16 protein-coding genes are annotated in these 20,175 nt (G+C 67.3%); 4 read left to right on the top strand and 12 right to left on the bottom strand.

Annotation, left to right across the window (positions count from 1 at the left end; translation table 11 throughout):
- Positions 1-185: 185 nt before the first annotated feature.
- Together DA1_RS18420 and DA1_RS18415 are read right to left on the bottom strand one after the other, a co-directional pair.
- Positions 186-1,883: a ShlB/FhaC/HecB family hemolysin secretion/activation protein gene (locus tag DA1_RS18420; protein WP_034390448.1), complete on the bottom strand. Its 1,698-nt coding sequence runs from the start codon at positions 1,881-1,883 to the stop codon at positions 186-188.
- Positions 1,884-1,888: 5 nt separating this feature from the next.
- Positions 1,889-3,715, bottom strand: a complete 1,827-nt coding sequence (locus tag DA1_RS18415; RefSeq protein ID WP_034398164.1) for a filamentous hemagglutinin N-terminal domain-containing protein — start codon at positions 3,713-3,715, stop codon at positions 1,889-1,891.
- Between the two features lie 696 nt (positions 3,716-4,411).
- Here DA1_RS18415 and DA1_RS18410 point away from each other — a divergent pair.
- Entirely contained in the window at positions 4,412-6,196 is a 1,785-nt protein-coding gene (locus DA1_RS18410) for an NAD(P)/FAD-dependent oxidoreductase (protein ID WP_013804133.1), read from the top strand.
- Positions 6,193-6,762 (top strand): VUT family protein, encoded by a 570-nt coding sequence (locus DA1_RS18405; RefSeq protein WP_034390445.1) that lies wholly within the window; start codon positions 6,193-6,195, stop codon positions 6,760-6,762. Before DA1_RS18410 ends, DA1_RS18405 begins: the two co-directional genes overlap by 4 nt.
- 166 nt (positions 6,763-6,928) lie before the next feature.
- Here DA1_RS18405 and DA1_RS18400 read toward each other — a convergent pair whose 3' ends face one another.
- Entirely contained in the window at positions 6,929-8,305 is a 1,377-nt protein-coding gene (locus tag DA1_RS18400; protein WP_034390442.1) for an amidohydrolase, read from the bottom strand.
- Between the two features lie 96 nt (positions 8,306-8,401).
- On the opposite strand from DA1_RS18400, the gene DA1_RS18395 reads away from it, so the two are divergent.
- Positions 8,402-9,421, top strand: coding sequence for a GlxA family transcriptional regulator (locus DA1_RS18395; protein WP_034390437.1), 1,020 nt, complete (start codon positions 8,402-8,404; stop codon positions 9,419-9,421).
- A gap of 526 nt (positions 9,422-9,947) precedes the next feature.
- Positions 9,948-10,217: a hypothetical protein gene (locus DA1_RS18390; RefSeq protein ID WP_034398162.1), complete on the top strand. Its 270-nt coding sequence runs from the start codon at positions 9,948-9,950 to the stop codon at positions 10,215-10,217.
- 405 nt (positions 10,218-10,622) lie between these two features.
- On the opposite strand, the gene DA1_RS18385 is transcribed toward DA1_RS18390, so the two are convergent.
- The 9 genes from DA1_RS18385 to DA1_RS18345 all read right to left on the bottom strand — a co-directional run bounded on the left by DA1_RS18385 (position 10,623) and on the right by DA1_RS18345 (position 20,098).
- A complete protein-coding gene (locus DA1_RS18385) occupies positions 10,623-11,618 on the bottom strand; it encodes a tripartite tricarboxylate transporter substrate binding protein (RefSeq protein WP_034390435.1) in 996 nt (331 codons plus the stop codon).
- Positions 11,619-11,772: 154 nt separating this feature from the next.
- On the bottom strand, positions 11,773-12,702 hold the full coding sequence (locus DA1_RS18380; RefSeq protein WP_034390432.1) for a 2-hydroxyacid dehydrogenase: 930 nt from the start codon (positions 12,700-12,702) through the stop codon (positions 11,773-11,775).
- Between the two features lie 8 nt (positions 12,703-12,710).
- Positions 12,711-13,481 carry a class II aldolase/adducin family protein gene (locus tag DA1_RS18375; protein WP_012203336.1) on the bottom strand — a complete coding sequence of 257 codons (771 nt, stop codon included), beginning with the start codon at positions 13,479-13,481 and terminating at the stop codon, positions 12,711-12,713.
- Positions 13,482-13,540: 59 nt separating this feature from the next.
- Positions 13,541-15,085, bottom strand: coding sequence for a class I adenylate-forming enzyme family protein (locus DA1_RS18370; protein ID WP_034390429.1), 1,545 nt, complete (start codon positions 15,083-15,085; stop codon positions 13,541-13,543).
- An 86-nt stretch (positions 15,086-15,171) separates the two neighbouring features.
- Positions 15,172-16,158 carry a tripartite tricarboxylate transporter substrate binding protein gene (locus tag DA1_RS18365; RefSeq protein WP_012203334.1) on the bottom strand — a complete coding sequence of 329 codons (987 nt, stop codon included), beginning with the start codon at positions 16,156-16,158 and terminating at the stop codon, positions 15,172-15,174.
- Positions 16,159-16,283: 125 nt separating this feature from the next.
- On the bottom strand, positions 16,284-17,216 hold the full coding sequence (locus tag DA1_RS18360) for an electron transfer flavoprotein subunit alpha/FixB family protein (protein WP_034390428.1): 933 nt from the start codon (positions 17,214-17,216) through the stop codon (positions 16,284-16,286).
- 14 nt (positions 17,217-17,230) lie between these two features.
- The gene (locus DA1_RS18355; protein WP_012203332.1) at positions 17,231-17,980 is read right to left on the bottom strand and encodes an electron transfer flavoprotein subunit beta/FixA family protein; all 750 of its coding nucleotides are present in this window, start codon (positions 17,978-17,980) and stop codon (positions 17,231-17,233) included.
- Positions 17,981-18,102: 122 nt separating this feature from the next.
- Positions 18,103-19,077, bottom strand: a complete 975-nt coding sequence (locus tag DA1_RS18350) for an NAD(P)H-dependent flavin oxidoreductase (protein WP_013804143.1) — start codon at positions 19,075-19,077, stop codon at positions 18,103-18,105.
- Positions 19,078-19,084: 7 nt separating this feature from the next.
- Positions 19,085-20,098: a Bug family tripartite tricarboxylate transporter substrate binding protein gene (locus DA1_RS18345; protein ID WP_034390425.1), complete on the bottom strand. Its 1,014-nt coding sequence runs from the start codon at positions 20,096-20,098 to the stop codon at positions 19,085-19,087.
- Between the last annotated feature and the right edge of the window lie 77 nt (positions 20,099-20,175).

Here is a 20,175-nt window from a genome sequence, read left to right as displayed (position 1 = left end):
GTGCGCCGGGCCCAACGAGGGGCGCGGTGCGCGGTTCTCGATTCCTCGGGCACAGGGGAGGACTGTTGGTTTTGCTGGCTCATGGTCGGTGCATGCATGCTGGGCTCCCTCTTCATTGCTCTGTCTTGTCTGTCTCTGTGTTGCTGCTGTCTTGCGGTCGGTGCGCCTGTGCGGGCGTTACAGCGCTAGAACTGGTAGGCCAGGCTGGCATTGACACGCCAGCCTGGCTTGGGCATTTCACTGGGTGTGCGCAACGGCTTGCCCGCGATCAGCTCGGCGAAGCCGCCCGCGAAGGCGATGCGCAGCCCGCCTCCCGCGCTGGCCAGGGCATGCGAGCGGCTGTCTGCAACGGTGGACAGCCGCGCCGCATCCACAAACAGGTAAGGCTCGTAGCGGATCTGCCCGCCCAGGATCTGGGGCGGCCGCTGCAACGCCCATTCATTGCGCCAGACCATGCCCTTGTCGCCGCCAACGGCCGATTCGGGAAATCCGCGCACGCTGCCCACGCCTCCGGCGAAGATCTGCTCGGACGAGTACAACGGATGCCGGCTCCATTGGCCCAACGCACGCGAGCGCCAGGTCAGGAGGCTGCCCAACGGCCGCTCGACCGATGCCGACAGCTCCAGCTTGGTGAACCGGTAGCGGGCGGCCTCCCGGGGCAGGTCGGCCGGGTCGCGGTTGGTGTCCAGCCAGGGCATGCCGCGCGAGATGCCCGCATCCACCGTCCACTGGCCCAGCCCCTGTCCGGCTTGAAAGCGCGTGAGGCGGTTGATGCCCAGGCGCAGCACGGCCTGGGTCTGCGGGCTGAGCGAGATGTTGTTGACGGAACGCTCGGACTTGCGGTGCGAGAAGCTCAGGTCCATGGCCGTCTTGCTGTTCTGGTCGCGCTGCAGCAGGCGGCTCAGCGACAGCGTGTAGGTCTTCGATGTGCCGTGGACCAGGGCGGTGTCGCCAATGAGGTTCTGGTATTCCGACACGGAAGCCATGGCCGACAGCGTGGCGTAGCCCAGCGGCACGGAGAAGGTGCCATACAGGGCGTTGGTTTCCGTGCTGGTGGTCAGGCCGGCGCCCAGCGACTCCATCAGGCCCAGCACATTGCCGGCATCCAGGCCCAGCTGCACGCGAAGGCGGCCGGTGGCGGCCGCGCCCTGGTTGTCCAGCGAGACGTTGTAGCGCGCGGCCTGGCCCGCCTGGTTGACGAACTCGACGATGGAGCCGCCCGGCTGCGTGCCCGGGCGGATCTGCACCTGCACGTTGTTGCGCCTGAGGCGGTTGAACTGGTCCACCGACTGCTCGATGTCGCGCAGGCGCAGCACGTCGCCCTGCTTCATGGCAAGGGCCAGATGCACGCCCAGCGCCTGATCGTCGCCGAGACCGACGGGGGTGCCGTTGAACAGCAATTGCTCGATGCGGCCCGGCACGATGGTGAGGGACAGCACGCCCTCCTGCAGGCTCTGGTTGCCCACGTAGGCACGCGAGGTGGTGTAGCCCGCAGCGATCAGGGCCCGGTTGACCCGCTCCAGCAGCACGTTGATGTGTTCGACCCCGATCGAGCGGCCGACAAAGGGCGCGGTGACCCTGGCAAAGACAGCCTCCGGCAGCAACGCCATGCCGTCTTGCCTGATGGTATGAATGGGAAAGGCCGGTCCCTGGGGCTGCAGGCCTTCGGGGAATCGGTCTTCCATGCCTGCGGCTGCGGCAGCGGGTTGCTCGAATTCAATGCTGGCGGGTGCGGAGCGGCGCAGCATTTCCTCGCGCAGTTTTTCCTGCTGCTCGCGGATGATCTGGTCGTTGGGGTCGCGCGCAGACACGGACTGTGCATGGACGAGCATCGGGCTGAGGGCCAGCGCGCAGATGCCCGCGGCGGAGATCCAGTGGCTCATGCGGTTCACCACCAGAAGATGCCGAGGTGGTCCTCGATGCGCACCGCATCTCGGGAAGGCTTGCGAATCACCTCGATGGCGCCGTCCACGCCTTCGGAGGCTTGCAACACCCCGCCATCCTGGTATGCCAGCCCCTTGAGAACCAGCCGTCCTTGCTGGACGGTGTAGCTGCCGCCCTGGTCCGTGGCATAGATCCTGGCCCAGGTGTCGCCGAACAGGGCCTTGAGGCCCTTGTCGCGCAGGATGACGGTATGCACGGGGCGCCCTCGCGCGATGATCTCGGGAGCCTCCAGGGTCATGCCCTTGCCTGCGTAGACCTGGCCGGCATCGTTGAGGATCTTCCCGCCAGCACGTATATCGACCGATTCGGCGCCCATGATCTGCCCGCCCACCAGCGCCTCGTTGGAGGAGGCTGTGCGCCTGCAGACGAACAGGAAGCAGCTTTGCCGGTATTCGAATCCGCCAATGCTGTGCGCCTTGGTCACGACGCTCTCTTGCGCCTCTATCTTGATGCCGCCCTGGTTGGAGAACACATGGCCGCCCAGGTTGGAGAAGTTGCGCGCCGTGACCTGCACATTGCCTTGCGCCACCCAGTAGGCCTGGTTGGCAGGATCGGCCAGCTCGCCCATGTCCACGCTGTAGCCTTTCCTGCGCTTGAAGACGCTGTGCGATGCCCAATCTTCCAGGCCGGCACCGGCGATGTGCACGCTTTCGTTGCGCACATCCGCAGCTCCCCGAATGACCAGATCGCTGTTGGATACGATGCGTGCGTTGATGGAATCCACGCCCTGCCCGCTGTCCAGCAGCACGGAGCCTTCCTTGCCGAAGATCAGCGCGGTTTTCGCGGCCCCCACGGGCGTCCTGTGCTCTATGCCGCCACCGGCCTTGAGCACGACGGCATGGGCATCCTCTGCCTCGCCCACGCCTTGCTGGCCGGAGATCTCGCCGCCCAGGTTGCGGATGGCCCCTTCGGCCTCGAGGCGGACACGGCTGCCGGCCGCCAGCAGGCTGGTCTCGTCGCCGCGCGAACCCAGCGCGATATCCCGGGAGCGTATGTCCACCTGCCCCTGGGCCTGCACCTTGCCGCCGATCTGCTCCAGCTGTCCCGTGCTGGTCAGCCGGAAATCCCCGGCCGAGGCCACCATCTGCCCCTGGTTGCGCACACCGGCGCCCTGGTCGGTCACCAGAATCTCGATACGCCCGGAGGTGACCTTGGAATCCGCATTCAGGTCCACCGCCAATGCGGTGCTGCGCGCCTTCCCTCCCTCGTAGTAGACCCATGGCGTCAAGTTGTCCGTTGGCGACGCCGCCGTATCGAACTGGGCCGTGGATTCCCCGGCCACCATGCGGACCAGGGCGCTTGATGATGAGAACTCGTTGGTGACGGCACCCTGCAGGGCAATGCTTTTGGCGATCATCTCCAGACGGATCAGATTGCCTGACACCCCTTGCTCGCCAATCACGATCTCGCCCTGCTTGGTATGGACATCCACCAGCCGCTGGACATAACCCGAGGGCTGCAATTGATCGCGCAGCGTCACGGCGCCCGTGGTCAGCGCAACGCTGCCGAAATTGACAAAGCTGCCGCCATTGACGCGGATGCCGTTCTGATTCGCAAAAATCAGATTGGCGCGGGGGCCATTGACATCGATGGTTCCTGTGATATGGGAGGGCGCAGCGGAGAACACCTCGGCCACGATGGTCCGTGCCTTGACGCCCTCATTCAGGAACGTGAGCCCGGCCTTGCCCACATCGAACTGGCTGAAGCCGTTGTATGAAACACCGTCCTTGACCTGGGCCGGCGTGACCTGAACGCGGCCGCCATCACCCATGTTCACCCGCGTGGCGGACTCTGGCAGGGCCGTGACCCGGGATACCACTTCCGACCGGACGGCACCCACCCCTGCCAGCCCGCAGGCGATGACTCCCAATGCGCCGCGGAGCGCGGCGCCTCCCATTGTTTTTTTCATATGGCGTAACCAGCCTCAATACCCGCGCACCCGGAATTGAGGCCAGCATGTCAATCTGGTTGAACTCCATTGCCCGCATATGGCTTCCCTTGCCGGCAACCCTCTCTTGAAAAAGCCCCAAAAGCTTCCGGCTATGCCCGCAGGAAACTGATGGAGGGATCAAATGATCCTGGAAATCGCCTCTCCAGCAAATACACCTTTTTTGACAATGGGATTTTCCTTCTAGGAATTTTCTGATTCTCATGGGGAGAATCAAAAGTTCGCCTATTGATTGGCATGCTATTGATATCACCAGCAAAGCGCCCATTGCAGTCATCGGGCACATGCATTCGCATGCCTTGCATTTCCCGCAAGCCTGGGCCAATGCATCGAAGGTTTGCGGCCCGGTCCCAGTCCCTTGGTGTTTCAGTGTTTCAGGCCCGCCGGCCGCCTGCCCCGCACGCACGCCCGCCTGGCCTTTGCGAACCCGAGCACGCTCCATGGATGTAGCCGCTGCCGCCTGTGCCGGGCGCTGCTTTGCCTTACCATCGCCGGCCCTCTGCTTGATAGGTACAAGCCATGATCCGCGTCTCTGAACTGAAACTGCCCCTGTCGGCGGTGCAATACCACCCCGACAGCCACACCGAATATCTGCCCCTGGAGCCGCTGCGCGCCCTGGCCGCGCGCCAGTTGGGCATTGCCGAGGAGGCCATTGCCTCCGTGCACGTGCACAAGCGCAGCTTCGATGCGCGCAAGTCCGAGCTGCTGGCCGTCTACATCGTGGACCTGACGCTGGCCGACGAGAGCCAGGAAGCCGCACTGCTGGAGCAGTTCTCCAGCCATGCCCATGTGAACCCCACGCCCGACATGCGCTGGCATGCCGTGGGCCAGGCGCCTGCCGACCTGCAGCGCCGGCCCGTGGTGGTGGGCTTCGGGCCCTGCGGCATCTTTGCGGCCCTGGTGCTGGCGCAGATGGGCTTCAGGCCCATCGTGATCGAGCGCGGCCGCTCGGTGCGCGAGCGCACCCAGGACACCTGGGGCCTGTGGCGCAAGCGCGAGCTGGTGCCCGAGTCCAATGTGCAGTTCGGCGAAGGCGGCGCAGGCACCTTCTCCGACGGCAAGCTCTACAGCCAGATCAAGGACCCGCGCCACCTGGGCCGCAAGGTGATGCAGGAGTTCGTCACCCACGGCGCACCGCCCGAGATCCTCTATGCCGCGCACCCGCACATCGGCACCTTCAAGCTGGTGAAGGTCGTCGAGGGCATCCGCGAGGAAATCATCCGCCTGGGCGGCGAGATCCGCTTCGGCCAGCGCGTGTGTGACATGCGCATCGAGGGCGAGGGCGAGGACCGCCATCTCACCGCCCTGGAGGTGCTGGACCAGGACAGCGGCGAGCGCCAGTGGCTGGAGACCGACCATGCCGTGATGGCCCTGGGCCACAGCTCGCGCGACACCTTCGCCATGTTCTACGAACGCGGCGTGCACATGGAGGCCAAGCCGTTCTCGGTGGGCTTTCGCATCGAGCATCCGCAGGGCCTGATCGACCGGGCGCGCTGGGGCAGGCATGCCGGCCACCCGCTGCTGGGCGCGGCCGACTACAAGCTGGTGCACCACGCCAGCAACGGGCGCGCGGTCTACAGCTTTTGCATGTGCCCGGGCGGCACCGTGGTGGCGGCCACCAGCGAGCCCGAGCGCGTGGTCACCAACGGCATGAGCCAGTACTCGCGTGCTGAGCGCAATGCCAACGCCGGCATGGTCTGCGCCATCGACCCCTCCGACTATCCGCGCGATGCCAAGAGCTTTGCCTGGGCCTTCGACGGCAAGACCCATGGCGTGGAAGACCTCAAGGACGGCGAGCTGCACCCGCTGTCGGGCATCGTGCTGCAGCGCCAGCTGGAGACCAAGGCCTACCTGCTGGGCGGACGCAACTACAACGCGCCGGGCCAGCTGGTGGGCGACTTCATCGCGGGCAAGGAATCGGCCGCGCTGGGCGAGGTCGAGCCCTCCTACCAGCCCGGCATCACGCTGACCAACCTGCACCACGTGCTGCCGGCCTACGCCATCGAGGCCATGCGCGAGGCCCTGCCCGCCTTCGGCAAGAAGATCCGCGGCTACGACATGCACGATGCCGTGCTCACCGGCGTGGAAACGCGCACCTCCTCGCCCGTGAAGATCGAGCGCGGCGCGGACTTCCACAGCCTGAACACGCGCGGCCTGTACCCGGCCGGCGAAGGCGCCAGCTACGCGGGCGGCATCCTGTCGGCCGGCGTGGATGGCGTCAAGGTGGGCGAGGCCGTGGCCTGCGCCATCCTGGGGCTGCCCCTGCCCTCGTCGGGCGCACGCGGCTCCGGTGGCGCAGCATGACACCGCGTCCGCACCGTTTCGCCGCCCCCTCGCGCACCCAGCTGCTGGCCGCCATTGCGGCCATGGGCGTGGTGGTGCTGTCGTCCAACATCCTGGTGCAGTACGCCATCAACGACTGGCTGACCTGGGGCGCCATCACCTATCCGTTCGCCTTCCTGGTGAGCGAGCTGGTCAACCGCAGCTTCGGCCCGCAGCAGGCCAGGCGCGTGGCCTGGGTGGGCTTTGCCGTGGCCGTTGCCGCCTCGCTGGTGCTGGCGCCGCCGCGCATCGCGCTGGCCTCGGGCGCGGCCTTCATTGCCTCGCAGTGGCTGGACATCGGCGTGTTCCACCGCCTGCGTGCAGGCCGCTGGTGGCGTGCCCCCCTGGTGGCCACGCTGCTGGCCGCCTGCCTGGACACCTTCCTGTTCTGGAGCATCGCCTTCGCAGGCGCCGCCGAGCCCTGGGTGACCTGGGCCCTGGGCGACCTGGGCGTCAAGCTGGTGCTGGGCGTGGCGCTGCTGCTGCCGTTCCGGCTCGCCATCGCCCGGTGGTGGAAAGGCCCATCGGCAATCGCTAGCGCCAAATAAAGCCGACGCGGTTCGCACGGACTCGATCTCAAGCCAGGGGCACCGAGCAAGGGCCTACGCCGGCCGCGCCGCCCCGCAGCGAGGGTGCCGTCCCCCTCCCGCGTAGCGAGAGAGGGGGCGCCGTGCAACGTGAAGCGGCGTCCGCCGCTCAGGGGGATTCCAATAACTATGGGTTGCGCTGCAAATAGTCCACGGCCAGCGCGGCCAGTGAGCGCGCGCCCGTGGGCAGTTGCTTCTCGTCGATGTCGAACAGCGGCGAGTGGTTGGACGGCGCCTTCGCGAAATCCTGGCCGGCCGGCGGCGCCCCCAGGAAGTAGAAGAAGCCCGGCACCACCTTCTGGAATTCCGAGAAATCCTCGGAGCCGCTGACCTTGGGAATCACCATGGCCTTGCCGCCCATGGCCAGCTTGAGCGCGGGCAGCGAGGCCTCGGTCAATGCCGCGGGGTTGGTGGTCACCGGATAGGCCACCGGGCCGAAACGCACCTTGGCCTTGGCGCCGCTGGAGGCCGCGATCTGCTCGGCCGTGGCGGTGATGCGCTTGTGTGCCTCCTGGCGCATGTCCTCGTCGAAGGTGCGCAGCGTGCCCTGCATCTCCACGTTGTCCGGGATGATGTTGTAGCGCGTGCCGCCCTGGATGGAGCCGATCGTCAGCACGGCCGGCTCCAGGCTGATGTTGAGCTGGCGGCTGACCACGGTCTGCAGGCCCAGCACCACCTGGCTGGCCGCGACGATGGGATCGACCGCATTCCACGGCGACGAGCCATGGCCGCCCCGGCCCTCGACCTGGATGCTCAGGCTGTCCGAACCCGCCATCAGCGGTCCGCTGCGATAGCCCACCATGCCCGAGGGCAGATTGGCCGTGATGTGCAGGCCGTAGATGGCCTGCACGTCCTTGAGCACGCCGGCCTCCACCATGGCCTTGGCGCCGAAGCTGGGCACATGGCCGTGGGCATCGGCCTCCACCGGGGCGCCTTCCTCGGCGGGCTGGAAGATGAACTTCACCGTGCCGGGCAGCTTCGCGCGCATGCCGGCCAGCGCCTCGGCCGCGCCCATGAGCATGGCCACGTGGGCATCGTGCCCGCAGGCATGCATGACCGAAACCTCCTTGCCCATGTACTGGGCCTTGGCCTTGGAGGCAAAGGGCAGGCCGGTCTTCTCGGCCACGGGCAGCGCGTCCATGTCGGCACGCAGCGCCACGGTCTTGCCCGGCTGGCCGCCGCGCAGCACGCCCACCACGCCCGTGCCGCCCACGCCGGTCTGCACCTCCATGCCCAGGCGGCGCAGGTGATCGGCCACCAGCTTGGCCGTGCGTTCTTCCTGCCCCGACAGTTCGGGGTGCTGGTGGATGTCGCGGCGCCATTGCACCATCTTGGGCGCCAGCGGCTGGATGGCGGTATCCAGGGCCGCCAGGCCCTGTGCATCGAGCCCCTGGGCGCTGGCCGCCAGTGGCAGGCCGCAGGCCAGCAGCCCGGCCAAAGCGATGGAGCGCAGGCCTGTGCGCGGGAGGGAGGAAGGCTTTGTCTCGGCGTTGGTGTGGAGCATCTTCGTGGTCCTGGAAAGTGGCACAAGCAGCCATGCTAAAAGTGAAGCACGTATGACGGGCACGTCAAAATCGCCATTCGAGGAGCCAGAACCGCCATGCCACGGACCTTCATCATCGAGCTGCCCTGCCTGGAGCACAGCGCCATCGGCCATGCCGCGCACCTGGTGGAGATGCTGCGCAGCGCCAACCTGGTCGCCAGCCTGCGCCTGGGCCGGCGTGCGCCACGCTTTGGCTGGCGCTGGGTCGATGGCCAGGGCCGGCCCCTGCCTGCCATGCCGCATGCGACCGAAGGCGCGGCAGCCGAGGGGCCCGCGCAGGCCGTCTTCGTGAGCGCGCTGCATTGCCCCGACATACCCTCCATCCGCGACATCGTCGCCGCGCATCCGGCCCTGGTGCGCCGCATCACCACGGCCTTCGACCAGGGCCTGGCCGTCTGCACGCTGGGCAGCGCCGCCTGGTTTGCGGCAGCGGGCGGCCGCTGCCAGGGCCGGCTTGTGGCCCTGCCCTGGTATTTCATGGGCGGCTTCGGCCTGGACTTCCCGGGCATCGAACTGGCCGAGGGCCAGCCCTTCGTGGACGACAGGCCCTGGCTCAGCGCCTCCCACCCCGAGGCCCTGGCACCCATGGCCGTCGCGCTCACACGCCATGCCTTCGGCGACGACCTGGCCGCAGCGCTGGCCGCCGTGCTGCAGCCCGATGCCCAGCGTGAACGCGCCACCCGCGCCGCCCTGCAGGACCGCCGCATTCCCGCCACGCGCAACAGCGTGCTGGCCCATGCCATCGCCTGGCTGGAGGCGCGCGTGGAGCAGCCCTATGACCTGCAGGCCCTCGCGCACGCGGCATCCACCAGCCCGCGCACCCTGCTGCGCCACTTCCAGCAGGAACTGGGCCACAGCCCGCTGGACCACCTGCACCGCCTGCGATGCGCGCGAGCCCGGGTGCTGCTGGAGATCACGCTCGAGAGCGTGCCGTCCGTGGCGCTGGCCTGCGGGTATGGGGATGCCTCTGCGTTTCGGCGGGTGTTCTTGCGGTATGTAGGGATGGCGCCTGCTGCCTATCGGGAAAGGCATGCGCTGAGGGCGCCCAGGAGGCGGTGGAGGGTGGGGGCTGCTTGATTGTTTTTGCCCCTGCCGGGGGGTTCTTTTCGAGGCTGGGTCTCGGCCCGGCAGCCGACTGCCCTTTCTTGATTCGCCAAGAAAGGTCAGATCAAAGAAGGCGACCCGAATGTCCGCGACCCTCCGCTTCGCTGCGGGCAACCTGCGTCGTGGCGGTCGCTGCGCTCGGCCTGGGACTTTGGCCTCGCTTTCATTCAAAGCCTCTATCATTCCGAGTGGCCCCCAGTACAGGGGCTGGTGCGTAAGAACACCTTTTCTCAAAGCGGTGCGGCCTCCCCGTTAACGAGGCCTTGTCACGTCTGCATTGCCGGATCGTGGGTGTACGCCCACGTCCCTACGGTTATGGACGGGATGGGGCTACCCGCAAGGGCGTCCGCACGGCTTTGAGCGTGTTCTTAACATCCCGTCCACCTGTCTGCGCGTAAGAACGCGGATTGGTGGTTTCAAGTCTCTCAAAGGAGCACGGAACCATGCATACAGCGCCGATGATTCAGAGCGCCCTCACATTCACATGGAGGGCCATGCCATGAAGCAGGAAGTCCGACCCAGCAGCGCCAGAACCACGCAACTGACCATGGCCGTCGCCGAGATGAACGGCATGGTTCAATCAGGCTGCAACGAGGTCTCTGCACTATCCCAGCTCGCGCAGTCATGGCTGCAGACGCCAGAAGGCCTGCGCGATCCGGATGTGGTGATCAGCGCCTTGCGCACCATCCAGCACAGCGCCGAACGGCTGGCCACCTCTATGGACGACGAAATCCACGTCCTGCGCAACACCGCCAGGCCCGAACCCTGACGCCGCACCAAACTCCATGAAAACAGCCGAGCGCACCAGTGCGCATCGGCTGTTTGTATTTCTGGCTGTTGGCTGTCCTTCAGCCTCCCCCTTCTGCCCACGCCTGCGTTGGGCGGGATGCGGGGTGGCAAGCCTGCCGAAGGACAGGCTTGCTTCGTTGTCTAGCTCGCCGTGATGTTTGAGTGAAGCGCGCAGCGCGCAACGAGTTTCACGGCGCACCCCGCATCCCGCCCAACGCAGGTCGCCCGCAGCGAAGCGAAGGGTCGTGGGCAGTTCGGGGCGCGCTTCTTTGCCCCGCTTTCTTGTCGCGCGACAAGAAAGCGGGTCGGCCGCCGGGCCGAAACCCGGCCTCGAAAAACAACCACCCGGCAGGGTCAAAAAAACAGACCCGAGAACAAGAAAGACTCAGTCCACCGTCACCTTCGCCTCCCGAATCACCCTCCCCCACTTCTCCGTCTCGGCAGCAATGAACCGATCGCACTCCTCAGGCGTGGACCCCTCCGCAAACGTCCCCATCACCTGCTCCAGCCGCTGCGACACCTCGGCACTGCGGATGATGCGCGACACCTCGGCGGACATGCGCTGCACGATCTCGCGCGGCACGCCGGCCGGCGCGATCATGGCTGCCCAGGTGCTGCCCAGCAGGCCGTCGTAGCCCTGCTCCACGAAGGTGGGCACGGCGGGCAGCGCGGCCAGGCGCTTGTCGCTGGCCACGCCGATGAGGCGGATGCGGCCGGCCTTGGCGGGCTGGATGAGGTTGGGCGGCGGGTCCAGGAACAGCGGGATCTGGCCGCCCATGAGGTCGGCCAGCGCAGGCGCCGCGCCCTTGTAGGGAACGTGGACCATGTCCGTCTTGGTGAGCAGCTTCATCAGCTCGGTGGTCAGGTGGGCGCTGGAGCCGCTGCCCGAGGAGCCGAAGCCCACCTTGCCGGGATTGGCCTTGGCATAGGCGATCAGCTCGGGCGTGGTCTTGAAGGGCGCGTTCATGGCCACGGCAGCGACCAGGGGCGAGACGCCCATCAGCGAGACGCCGACCAGGTCCTTCTTCGGGTTGTAGGGCAGCTTGGGATAGAGCGTGGTGTTGGCCGCATAGGCCGCGATGACCACGCCGAAGGTGTGCCCGTCCGGCGCGGCCTTGGCGATCTGGTCCACGCCGATGATGCTGTTGGCGCCAGGTTTGTTCTCCACGATGACGGGCTGGCCCAGGGCCTTTTGCAGGCCGACCTGCAGCAAGCGCGCCATCTGGTCGGTGAAGCCGCCTGCCGTGTACGGAACGATGATGCGGATGGGCTTGGAAGGCCAGGGGCTCTGGGCCCAGGCCGAGGGGGCCAGCACGGTGGTGGCTGCTGCAGCGGCGGCAGCGGTCGATTGCAAAAAGCCGCGGCGGGAAGTCGAAGGCATGGTGTCTCTGGGTTCTTCTCAGTTGAAAAATGGCCCCCACGCTACCCTTGCTGCGCAAGGTCCGCTGCCCCCAAGGGGGCCGCTTTTCATCTTGGGGCGGCCCGGCGATGAAAAAACGCCACGCAACAGCGCAGCGTCGGATGGAAAAAAGGGCTCAGTACCCCCGCGCCACATCCACAAGGTTGAGCAGCGGCTCGCCCGCGCGCAGACGGCGCAGGTTCTCCAGGCACTGGCGCGCCACGGTGTCGGCCGAGGCCTGGGCCGCGATGTGCGGCGTGACGAAGGCCTTGGGATGGCCCCAGACCTTGTTGCCGGGCTGGGGCGGCTCGTCGCGCAGCACGTCCAGCGCGGCGCCGGCCAGGTGGCCTTCGTCAAGCAGGGCCAGCAGGTCGTCTTCCACCACCTGCTCGCCGCGCCCCACGTTGATGAAGTAGGCGCCGCGCGGCAGCAGGGACAGGGTGCGGCGGTCCAGCAGGTCGCGCGTCTCGGGCGTGAGCGGCAAGGCGCAGACCAGGATGTCGCTGGCGGACAGCAGCTGCTTCAGACCTTCGGCACCGCTGTGCGTGGCCAGGCCTGCAATGCTCTTGGCGCTGCGGCTCCAGCCTGCGACGGGGTAGCCGATGGCCTGCATGGCGCCGGCCACGAAGCGGCCGACCTCGCCCAGGCCCAGGATGCCCACGCGGCAGTCTGCGCTGGCGCGCACGGGGCGGCGCAGCCAGTCGCCGGCATGCTGCTGGCGCGCGAACAGGTCCAGCTCCCGCGTGTGGCGCAGCGCGGTGCCGACCACGTACTGGGCGATCTCCACATGCTGCTGCGGATCGACGGTGCGCGCCACGGGCAGGCCGGCCGGCAGGTCGGGCACGGCCAGCAGCTTGTCCACGCCCGCGCTGGGTGCGCACAGCAGCTTCAGGCCCGGATAGGCCGGCAGCACGCCCGGCTTGAGGCTCCAGGCGAGCATGGCCTCGACCGCGTCGGCCGGTGCCTCCTCGCGGTGGCCCCAGACCTGCACGCCGGGCGCCAGCGCGCGCAGCGAGTCGACGATGGGCGCGCCCATGCTCGGGTGGATGTTGACCAGAATTCCCATGGTTTCCTTCAGTCCTTGTAAGAAGGGTCTATGCGGTCCAGGCGGCGCAGCAGGCCGGGCCAGGCCAGGCCTGCGCCCTTGCCCTTGGTGACCTGGCGCGACTGGTTGACCGCATCGGCAATGATGTCCTGCGGGATGCGCGTGAGCTCGCCGCCACCCGACTGCGCCAGGATCTGGATGCGGCAGGCCGACTCCAGCGTGTACATGGCCAGCACGGCCTCGGCCACGTTGCGGCCGCAGGTCAGCAGGCCGTGGTTGCGCAGGATGAGGAAGTTGCTGGCGCCCAGGTCATCGACCAGGCGCGGCTTCTCGTCGTCGCGCAGGGCCACGCCTTCGTAGTCGTGGTAGGCCAGGCGCGCCAGCGGGAAGATGGACTGCTGCGAGATGGGCAGCAGCCCCTCCTTCTGCGCCGAGACGGCCACGCCATAGCGCGTGTGCGTGTGCAGCACGCACTGCACCTCGGGGCGGCCGTCGTGGATGGCGCTGTGGATGACGAAGCCGGCCGGGTTGACGTCGTACTCGGTCTCCATCAGCGGCCGGCCCTCGTGATCGACCTTGACCAGGCTGGACGCAGTGATCTCGTCGAACAGCATGCCGTAGGGGTTGATCAGGAACTGGTCGGGCTGGCCCGGCACGCGCGCCGAGATGTGGGTGAAGATCAGGTCGTCCCAGCCGAAGTGGGCGACCAGCCGGTAGGCGGCGGCCAGCTCGATGCGGGTCTGCCATTCCTCGGCCGTCACCTGGCGGCGGACCTCGGACATCGTGGTGTCGTTGCTCATGGGGTGTACCTCTTGGTGGACATCGTGGTGGACATCGTTTGGAGAAAGCATCCGCCGGTTCAGCGCCCCGTCGCGTACTGGTCGCGCAGCTCGCGCTTGAGCACCTTGCCGATGGCGCTGCGCGGCAGCTCGGCAATGAAGCGCAGGTCCGCCAGGCGCTGGGTCTTGCCGGCCCGCTGGTTGTACCAGCCCATGATGTCCTCGGGCAGGGCCGGCTGCCCCGCGCGCGACACCACGTAGGCCACGGGCGTCTCGCCCCATTGCTCGGACGGCACGCCGACCACGGCCACGTCGTCCACGGCCGGGTGGGCGCGCAGCTGGGTTTCCAGGTCGCTGGGGTAGATGTTGAAGCCGCCGCTGATGATCATGTCCTTGCGGCGGTCGAACAGGGTGAGGAATCCATCGGCATCGAAGCGGCCCACGTCGCCCGTGCGGATGAAGCGCTTGCCCGTGGGGTCGAACCATTCGGCCTCGCGCGTCTTGGCAGGCTGACCGTGGTAGCCGGTCATCATGCTGGCCGAATGGCCCACGACCTCGCCATCCTCGCCCGGGGCGACCTCGCGGCCGTCCTCGTCGATGAGGCGGATGTCATGGCCCTCGGCGGGCTTGCCCACGGTGTGCAGCTTGTCCTGGTGCAGATGGGCTTCGAGGATGCAGGTGCCGCCGCCTTCGGTCATGCCGTAGAACTCGGTCAGGCTGCCGGGCCAGCGCGCCACCACGTCGGCCTTGAGCTCGGCCCGGAACGGCGCGCTGGTGCAGAACTTGGCGCGGAAGCTGGACAGGTCATGCTCGCCGAACTGCGGCAGCGCCATGATGCGCTGGTACTGCACGGGCACCAGCATGGTGTGGGTGACGCGGTGCTGCTGGGCCAGCTGCAGGTAGCGGGCCGCGTCGAATTTGGGCATCAGTACCACGCAGCCGCCGCTGCCCAGCGTGGGGAAGAACACCACCAGCGTGGTGTTGGAGTACAGCGGCGTGGCCAGCAGCGTCGTGCCCTCGGGGCCGTAGCCGTAGACGCTGCCCCGGTTGATGTGGGCCCAGCGCATGCCGTGCGACTGCACGATCCCCTTCGGAACCCCCGTGGTGCCCGAGGAATAGATGATGTTGAACGGCGCGGCCGGCTCCACGCTCACGGGCGCGGGCTGCGCGCCTTCGGGCGCCAGCCAGTCGTCAAAGGCCCGGCCGGGCGCGGCGCCGTCCAGCGAGATGCATTGCAGGGTGCCGTCGGCAGGCACCAGGTCCTGGGCCGCCTTGTCAAGGAACAGGTGGCGCGCCTGGGCATCGCGCAGCATGGAGGCCAGGCTGTCGGCCGTGGAGGACGGCGCCAGCGGCGCAACCACCACGCCCGCGCGCAAGGCGCCCAGGAACAGCGCGGCATAGCGCACCGAGTTCAACGCGCAGATGGCAATCGCCTGGCCAGGCTGCACGCCGTCGCGCTGCAGCGCGGCGGCCACGCGGTCCATGAGGGCGTCAAGCTGCGCGTAGCTCAGCGTCTGCTGGTCGTCGCGCAGCGCGGCATGGGCCGGCTGCTGGCGCGCGTGGCTGCGGATCAGTTCGGCCAGCGTGGTGAAGGGCGCATCGGGCGAAGGCAGGGAGACAGTCATGAGGGACTCCGTTTCACGAATTCACGAATCTCAAGCGGACTGCGCCCGCCAGCCCCCTGGCCCTGCGGGCGCATTGGAGGACAGGCCTACTTGGCGGCCAGGCCCAGGCGGTCGATCAGGACCTTGTCCTTGGCATAGGCCTCGCGCACCCACTGCGCATAGTCGGCGCCGGAGCGGTACCAGGCGTCCTGGTTCAGCTGCTTGAGCACCTCGATGTGGCGCGGGTCATCCATGGCCTTCTTGAAGGCGTCGTGCAGCTTGCGCACCACGGCCGGGTCCATGCCCTTGGGGCCGGCCAGTCCGTAGGGCGAGGTGGAGACCACGCCATAGCCCAGTTCCTTGGCCGTGGGCACGTCGGGCCAGCGCTGGGTGCGCTTTTCGCCGAAGGTCATGAGCAGGCGCATCTGGCCGCCATCCACATAGGTGTCCCAGCCCGAGGCATCGCTTTGCGCGGCCACGTGCCCGCCCAGCAGGGCCTGCTGCAGGTCGGCGTTGCCCTTGAAGGGCACGTGGTTGAGCGTGACCTTGGCGTTCTCGGCCAGCTCCTCCATCAGCAGGTGGGGCGAGGAGCCTATGCCGGTGGAGCCGTACTCGATCTTGCCGGGGCTCTTGCGCGCGGCGGCAATGTATTCGTTGAAGCTCTTGTAGGGCGAGTCCGAGCGCACCGTGAAGCCGAAGGTGTAGCCCGAGACGCCGATGATGTAGGTGAAGTCCGTGACCGGGTTCCAGGCCGTCTTCTGCATGTGCGCCATGCGCAGCATGGACATGGGGAACTGGGTGATGGTGTAGCCATCGGGCTTGGCCGTGCGGGACATGTTGCCCGGGCCCAGCGTGCCGCCCGCGCCGGGCTTGTTCTCCACGATGATGGTCTGGCCCAGCTGCTTGCCCGCGATGTCGGCCAGGGTGCGCATGTGGCGGTCGGTGGAGCCGCCTGCGGGGAAGGGCACGATCAGCGTGATCGGGCGCGTGGGAAAGTCGCTGGCCTGGGCCCATGCCGGTGCGCTGGCGCCCGTGGTGGCCACAAAGACAACAGCCGCAAGCGCAAGGCTGCGGCGGCCAATGGAAATCTGCATATCTGTCTCCTGCATCTCTGAACCAGGTGGGGCCGGGGCACATGCCTTGTGTGCCGCTCTGGCCAGGGCCCGGATACTTCACCCGGGCCCGTTGGCACCGCCTCCCGGTGCGGTGCCTTGCGTTCTTACAGCGACTGCACCAGCTCGGGCACGGCCTGGAACAGGTCGGCCTCCAGGCCGTAGTCGGCCACCGAGAAGATCGGTGCCTCGGGGTCCTTGTTGATCGCCACGATCACCTTGGAGTCCTTCATGCCGGCCAAGTGCTGGATGGCGCCGGAAATACCGGCCGCAATGTACAGCTGGGGCGCGACGATCTTGCCGGTCTGGCCGACCTGCAGGTCGTTGGGCGCATAGCCTGCGTCCACCGCAGCGCGGCTGGCGCCGATGGCGGCGCCCAGCTTGTCGGCCAGAGGGGTCATGACTTCGTTGAACTTCTCGCTGCTGCCCAGCGCGCGACCGCCGGAGACGATGATCTTGGCAGCCGTCAGTTCCGGGCGGTCGTTCTTGGTGACCTCGCGGCCCACGAAGCTGCTCTTGCCGTTGTCGCCAGCGGCGGCCAGCTGCTCCACCTGGGCGCTGCCGCCCGTGGTGGCCGCTGCGTCAAAGCCCGTGCCGCGCACGGTGATGACCTTGATCTTGTCGCTGCTTTGCACCGTGGCAATGGCGTTGCCTGCGTAGATGGGGCGCTCGAAGGTATCGGCGCTGTCCACCTTGGTGATGTCGCTGATCTGGGCCACGTCCAGCTTGGCGGCCACGCGCGGCGCGGCGTTCTTGCCGCTGGCGGTGGCGGGGAACAGGATGTGGCTGTAGTTCGAAGCAATCGCCAGCACTTGCGCTGCAATGTTCTCGGCCAGGCCGTCCTTCAGGCTGGCGCCGTCGGCGTGGATGACCTTGGACACGCCAGCGATCTGGGCAGCGGCCTGCGCAGCGGCGCCGGCATTCTCGCCCGCCACCAGCACGTGCACGTCGCCGCCGCAGGCCAGGGCCGCAGTGACGGTGTTGAGCGTGGCGCTCTTGATGGAAGCGTTGTCGTGTTCTGCAATAACGAGGGATGTCATGTCTGCGAATTCCTTTAGATGACCTTGGCTTCGTTCTTGAGCTTGCTGACCAGGGTCGCCACATCGGGCACCTTGACACCAGCGCCGCGCTTGGCGGGCTCGGCCACCTTGAGCGTCTTCAGGCGCGGGGCCACATCCACGCCCAGCTCTTCAGGCTTGACGGTGTCCAACTGCTTTTTCTTGGCCTTCATGATGTTGGGCAGCGTGACGTAGCGCGGCTCGTTCAGGCGCAGGTCGGTGGTGATGACGGCCGGCAGGCTCAGGGCCAGGGTTTCCAGGCCGCCGTCCACTTCACGCGTGACATTCACCTTGTCGCCAGCGACTTCGACCTTGGAGGCGAAGGTGGCTTGCGGCAGGTCGGCCAGGGCCGCCAGCATCTGGCCGGTCTGGTTGGCATCGTCGTCGATGGCCTGCTTGCCCAGGATGATCAGGCCGGGCTGTTCCTTGTCCACCAGGGCCTTGAGCAGCTTGGCGACGGCCAGGGGCTGCAGCTCCTCTGTGGTCTCCACCAGGATGCCGCGGTCGGCACCGATGGCCATGGCCGTGCGCAGGGTTTCCTGGCACTGGGCCACGCCGCAGGAGACGGCGATGACTTCGGTGGCCACGCCCTTTTCCTTGAGGCGAACGGCTTCTTCGACGGCAATTTCGTCAAAGGGGTTCATGCTCATCTTGACGTTGGCGATGTCCACGCCCGTGCCGTCCGACTTCACGCGGACCTTCACGTTGTAGTCCACGACACGTTTGACGGGTACAAGGATTTTCATGAGAAAGCTCTTTCCTGGTTTTTGAAGTACGACTTACGCAAGAAGGAACAAGGCAAGCGGCTTGCCATGGGGCGCAGCACGTTGTCGCATCCTGTTTGCGTAAGCCCTGTGAAGATGGGCGGTCAGCGGGCCAGGCCGGCCAACCGCTCGTTGATCAGTGCATGGGCCTGGTCCATGATGCCGGAGATCAGCTGCTGGACCGTGGGCACGTCGTGGATCAGGCCGGCCACCATGCCACAGGACCAGACGCCTGCGTCCATGTCGCCGTCATGCATGATGCGCGGATAGACGCCGGCCACCTCGGGCGCGATGTCGGCAAAGGTGATGGCCGCGCCCAGCTCGCGCTCCTTTTGCAGCAGGCGCTCGGTGGCCGGGTTGGTCAGCACGCGCTCGGTGTTGCGCAGCGGACGCATGACCAGGCGCGTATCCAGCTCGCTGGCCGCGACGATGGCCTGCTTGACGTTGTCGTGCACGGGCGCTTCCTGGGTGGCGATGAAGCGCGTGCCCATGTTGATGCCCTCGGCGCCCAGAGCCAGCGCAGCCACAAGCGAGCGGCCGTCGGCCATGCCGCCCGAGGCGACGAAGGGAATCTTCAGTTCTTCGGCCGCGCGCGGCAGCAGGATGAAATTGGGGATGTCGTCCTCGCCCGGATGGCCGCCGCATTCGAAGCCGTCCACGCTGATGGCGTCGCAGCCGATGGCCTCGGCCTTGAGCGCATGGCGCACCGAGGTGCACTTGTGGATGACCTTGATGCCGGCTTCCTTGAGCGCGGGCAGCCATTTCTGCGGGTTGTTGCCCGCCGTCTCCACGACCTTGACGCCGCCTTCGATGATGGCCTTGACGTAGCCGGGGTAGTCGGGCGGGTTGACCGAGGGCAGGAAGGTCAGGTTGACGCCGAAGGGCTTGTCCGTCATCTCTCGGCAGCGCGCGATCTCGCGCGCCAGCAGTTCGGGCGTGCGCTGGGTCAGGCCCGTGATCAGCCCCAGGCCGCCCGCGTTGGAGACGGCGGCGGCCAGTTCGGCCAGGCCCACATGGTGCATGCCGCCCTGGATGATGGGGTGCTCGATGCCAAAGAGTTCGGTGATGCGTGTCTTCATGTCGATGTCACTCCACTGCAATGCCCTTGTCGCGGATCAGCTGGCCCCAGCGCGTGTAGTCCTGCTGGATGCGCTGGCCCAGCTGGGCGGGGTTCTGGTAGGCGGCGATGGCGCCTGCGTTGAGCAGCTTTTCCTGGATGTCCTTGTCGGCCAGGATCTGCTGCACTTCGCTGGCGATGCGGTCGACCACGGCCTTGGGCGTGCCCTTGGGCGCCAGCAGGCCGCCCCAGGAGACGGCGTCGTAGCCCTTGATGCCCTGCTCGGCAATGGTCTTGGTGTCGGGCAACATGGCCACGCGCTGGGGCGACCCCACGGCGATGGCGCGCAGCTTGCCGGCCTGGATGTGGGGCAGCGCGGCCACGAGGTCGGCATACATGATGGGCACCTGGCCGCCGATGGTGTCGGTGATGGCGGGCACGCCGCCCTTGTAGGGCACGTGCTGCATGTCGAAGCCGGCCATCTGCTTGAGCAGCTCCATGCTCAGGTGGCCGAAGCTGCCGGCGCCCGAGCTGGTGTAGTTGAGCGCGACTTTCTGCGCCTTGGCGTGGGCGATCAGGCTCTTGAGGTCGGTGACGTCGGGCAGCAGCGTGGGGTTGACCACGATGACGATGGGCAGGTCATAGACCGTGGCCACGGGCGTGAAGTCCTTGACGGTGTCGTAGCCGGCCTTCTTGTACAGGTGAGGCGCCAGCAGCGTGGGCGTGGCCAGCATCATCAGCGTGTAGCCGTCGGCCGGGCTCTTGGCGACCTGCACGGCCGCGATGGAGCCGGAGGCGCCAGGGCGGTTTTCCACCACCACGGTCTGCTTGAGACGCTCGCCCAGCTTCTGGCCCACGATGCGCGATGCCGTGTCGGTGGGGCCGCCCGCCGGGAAGGGCACGACCAGCCGCAGCATCTTGCTGGGCCAGCCGGTCTCGGCCAGGGCGCCGCCGGCCAGGCCGGCCAGCAGCGGGGCTGCGGCCAGGGCCAGAACGCTGCGCCGCGTGGGGCGTGCCGGGGATGCGGGATTGCGCGTGTACATGAAGTCTCCTCTCAAAGCTGTCTCAGCAGTCGTCGGTGGCGGCCCGCTACCGCGGGCCGGAAAAATCCAGTCATATC

Source organism: Delftia acidovorans NBRC 14950, assembly GCF_001598795.1.
Lineage (GTDB): Bacteria > Pseudomonadota > Gammaproteobacteria > Burkholderiales > Burkholderiaceae_C > Comamonas > Comamonas acidovorans.
The sequence above is the reverse complement of the archived record's forward strand: the minus strand, read 5'-3'. Positions and strand labels throughout refer to the sequence as shown.

Coding starts and splice junctions, on each gene's coding strand:
- DA1_RS18420 (WP_034390448.1), bottom strand. CDS start 1,883: ATGAGCCACTGGATCTCCGCCGCGGGCATCTGCGCGCTGGCCCTCAGC.
- DA1_RS18415 (WP_034398164.1), bottom strand. CDS start 3,715: ATGGGTGATGGCGGCCGCGTTCAGGTCACGCCGGCCCAGGTCAAGGAC.
- DA1_RS18410 (WP_013804133.1), top strand. CDS start 4,412: ATGATCCGCGTCTCTGAACTGAAACTGCCCCTGTCGGCGGTGCAATAC.
- DA1_RS18405 (WP_034390445.1), top strand. CDS start 6,193: ATGACACCGCGTCCGCACCGTTTCGCCGCCCCCTCGCGCACCCAGCTG.
- DA1_RS18400 (WP_034390442.1), bottom strand. CDS start 8,305: ATGCTCCACACCAACGCCGAGACAAAGCCTTCCTCCCTCCCGCGCACA.
- DA1_RS18395 (WP_034390437.1), top strand. CDS start 8,402: ATGCCACGGACCTTCATCATCGAGCTGCCCTGCCTGGAGCACAGCGCC.
- DA1_RS18390 (WP_034398162.1), top strand. CDS start 9,948: ATGAAGCAGGAAGTCCGACCCAGCAGCGCCAGAACCACGCAACTGACC.
- DA1_RS18385 (WP_034390435.1), bottom strand. CDS start 11,618: ATGCCTTCGACTTCCCGCCGCGGCTTTTTGCAATCGACCGCTGCCGCC.
- DA1_RS18380 (WP_034390432.1), bottom strand. CDS start 12,702: ATGGGAATTCTGGTCAACATCCACCCGAGCATGGGCGCGCCCATCGTC.
- DA1_RS18375 (WP_012203336.1), bottom strand. CDS start 13,481: ATGAGCAACGACACCACGATGTCCGAGGTCCGCCGCCAGGTGACGGCC.
- DA1_RS18370 (WP_034390429.1), bottom strand. CDS start 15,085: ATGACTGTCTCCCTGCCTTCGCCCGATGCGCCCTTCACCACGCTGGCC.
- DA1_RS18365 (WP_012203334.1), bottom strand. CDS start 16,158: ATGCAGATTTCCATTGGCCGCCGCAGCCTTGCGCTTGCGGCTGTTGTC.
- DA1_RS18360 (WP_034390428.1), bottom strand. CDS start 17,216: ATGACATCCCTCGTTATTGCAGAACACGACAACGCTTCCATCAAGAGC.
- DA1_RS18355 (WP_012203332.1), bottom strand. CDS start 17,980: ATGAAAATCCTTGTACCCGTCAAACGTGTCGTGGACTACAACGTGAAG.
- DA1_RS18350 (WP_013804143.1), bottom strand. CDS start 19,077: ATGAAGACACGCATCACCGAACTCTTTGGCATCGAGCACCCCATCATC.
- DA1_RS18345 (WP_034390425.1), bottom strand. CDS start 20,098: ATGTACACGCGCAATCCCGCATCCCCGGCACGCCCCACGCGGCGCAGC.